Origin of the sequence: Nostoc sp. DedSLP04 (assembly GCF_034530775.1) — a bacterium.
GTDB lineage: Bacteria > Cyanobacteriota > Cyanobacteriia > Cyanobacteriales > Nostocaceae > Nostoc.
Window position 1 is genome coordinate 42,310 of the sequence record NZ_JAVRCL010000068.1, and the last position, 2,997, is coordinate 45,306.

Genomic DNA, 2,997 nt, shown 5'->3' on the forward strand with positions numbered 1-2,997 from the left:
TGTCTTAGCTGAAGTGTCGGGTGTTGTCTTAGCTGAAGTGTCGGGTGTTGTCTTAGCTGGGGCGTCGGATGTTGTCTCAGTTGGGGTGTTGCGTGTAGGAGGTAGATTCATTTCAAATACTCCCTCGCCTTTTATAGGTGACTGTGCTTTTAAAGCCGCAGCAGTTTCGGCTTGAACACTGGTGATTGCAGGATCGCGTGTAGGCACAGGACTCTGCCTGTTCAAATCAAGTTCTCGAACCATCTGGCTCGTTTCATAAAAATTTCTGAGATCAAAATCATATAACCTCTGAAATTCGCCTTTAATTATAATCACCATTTGTCCTGCTTCCAACACCTGAGTTTGAGAAGCTTTCTTGTTAGAAACTTCAATGCCGCTATTTGTTAGCGCACCTACAATTGTGGTGTCTGTTTGTTGGTCGTAGCGTACAAATAATGCTGAACCACGAATTGCTGCTGCTGCATTTGGTGTTTGTATACGTGTTTGCCCCTTTCCTGGTGGGATGAGCAACAACACAGTCCCATTTGTCAGTTTAAAGTCACGAGTCTTCGGCAAAAATTGAAATAACGCCTGTTCTCCAACTCGTGCCAAAGAGCCATCATTAAAACGCAAATCTGCGAGAGAAGCTCGACCAGTTGACAGCCCGTCTCCAGGGGTCATTGCATCTAATTTGCGTGCAGGACGTTTCTTGAATTTATCTTTGGGTATCAGTTGTACGATGTTGCGGAGGTTCTGAATCTCTGCTCGCGTTAGAGGAGTTGTAGCGTTTACCCGATTTGGTAGAGGCAGTACTATAAGTCCCCATAAACCAATCACCAATAATGGAAACGATTTATAAAACATAGTTTGACAATTTTTGACCTTCAACTAATATCATAAAAATTAAATTTTAAGCTAATGCTAATTGTTGTAAGAGTTTTTTAGGTAAATTAATTTAAATTTTAATTTCGATTTAATGCATAAAATAGATAATAAGTGAAATAAATGACTCAAATTTAATTTTTGAAAACACTCAGTACACATTTATTGCTTTTTTTCCTGTCTACTGTTCCTTCTCTAAGTAAGCAACTTCATGAATAAAATTGGATTACTGATTACTATATGTACTTAATATGCATTTAGTTGATTTAACTTTTCCTGCTGAAGATGAAATTGTATCCAATAAAGTCTATAGCATATTTAAAACTTAGTATTTGATATAAATAATTAAATCAGAAGTACCTTACATATAATCCTTTATAATCAGTTCAGTTAGAGGATCGTTAATTATGAGGGACAATAACTTTCTAAAAATTTATTGTTAAATTACCCACTAGCTGTATTTCACTAAAATTTAAACAGCAATTTATCGGAACATCTCAGTTTGACAAAAAAATCTAGGGAAAAATCCGAAAAGCAGTAATTTTAGTTTGTAGTTTCAGTATATACCTACAAAGCTAAATATAGATACAATCAACTGTATCTTTGTAGTCGGAACTTCTGATACAGCTTGTGGGTCTACATTTGCCAAATGCAATCAATGCGATCTAACCAGATGCGACTCAAGAACTGGAAAAATTTGTTTTTTTGTATTTTGTTAACGTCCAGTGGTGGAAGCTGGTGTTGCATTAGAGTAGATGCGTCAGAATCTGCAATTACAGATGTTTTGCATTCTAATCATTTAGCAACTATACAGGTAACTCATGAGCAGTTATGTCATAAGTTGGAGCAAAAAGCAATTAACTCTTTGTGCAAGCTGTCGAGTGAGTCACATACTTTAGACTCTCAGATGCCGTTAAATCTAGCACAGCAAACACCAGAAACGACTCAAATCCCGGATCAAACCGAAGAACCTATAGATACTCAAAAGCAAAATGAACCGCCACAGCTAGAATCTCCGCCAAATAATTTGCCCATATCTCCTTCAGACTCAAAGGAGCAACTATTAAATTTACCTGAGGGAGAGTATTCTCAAAGGCGAGATAGGTTGATAGAACTGCTACGATCGCCAAAACAACCGTTTGAATCTAATAGCGATCGCGAATTGGGATTACGGGTGCGGTTACGACCCCTAGAACAACAACCCTTAGAACAACAGCTACCACCACCAACAGAACAACCTGTACCTCAGTTTAAACCTATCGGTTATCTACAAGGACGTGTCGGCTACTTCCAAACGAATAACATATTTTCATCAAATGATAGTCCCATAGAAGATGGTTTAATTATTTCTGGACTGACATTAGCCTCTACATATTTTCCTTTAGGATCTAAGACTTTTTTAAATGGCTCAATCGATGGCAATCTGATTCGTTATATAAATCAGTCACAATATCATTACAATCAGGTGAGATTCAATCTCAGTCTTTACCAGCAGCTATCCCAACGAATGTTTGGAGAAATCCGTTGGAGCAATCAACAGTTATTTTATGCCAATAGCAGCGATCGCCCCGATAGCTTCAAAGCAGGCGATCGCTTTTTAAATGAAAATTCCCTACAGCTATCTTTGGGACGCCGAGATCCCCTAACTTCAAGATTAACCCTAGATAGCTTCTACGAGTTGAGTGTAAATTTTGCCGATCCCCAAAGTCGTAATCGGATAATCAATTCCTTTTGGGTATCTCTGAACTACTACTTGCAAAAGCCTCTCCAGGTTGGTGTTGACTACCAAATGAGTTTATCAGACTTTACACAGCGCGATCGAGAAGACGAATTTTATCGACTATTCGGACACTTAAATTACCAAATATCCGATACCATTTATATGAATGTCCAGGCTGGAGTAAGTTTAGGTAGTTCAACCGCCGAAAACATTGATTTTGATGGTTGGTTCTTCAGTATTAATTATGGTTTGCAATTAGGTCGGTTTTGAAATTTGTCATTTGTCATTTGTCCTTTGTCCTTTATTAAAAACTAATGACCAATGACCAATGACCAATGTGATTTATCCTTTATTAAAAACTAATGACCAATGACCAATGACCAATGACCAATGACCAATGACCAATGACCAATGAC

Annotated in this window: 2 protein-coding genes; one reads left to right on the top strand and one right to left on the bottom strand. The window is 37.8% G+C overall.

Going from position 1 to position 2,997, the window contains the following annotated elements; translation table 11 throughout:
• Positions 1–843 (bottom strand): FecR family protein (locus RMX89_RS28855; RefSeq protein WP_322691341.1); only part of this gene is annotated, 843 nt, incomplete at its 3' end.
• Positions 844–1,519: 676 nt separating this feature from the next.
• On the opposite strand from RMX89_RS28855, the gene RMX89_RS28860 reads away from it, so the two are divergent.
• Positions 1,520–2,851, top strand: coding sequence for a hypothetical protein (locus RMX89_RS28860; protein ID WP_416211848.1), 1,332 nt, complete (start codon positions 1,520–1,522; stop codon positions 2,849–2,851).
• Positions 2,852–2,997: the final 146 nt, after the last annotated feature.

Excerpts from the sequence above, each read along its gene's own strand:
- RMX89_RS28860 (WP_416211848.1), top strand. The coding sequence starts at position 1,520 with ATGCGATCTAACCAGATGCGACTCAAGAACTGGAAAAATTTGTTTTTT.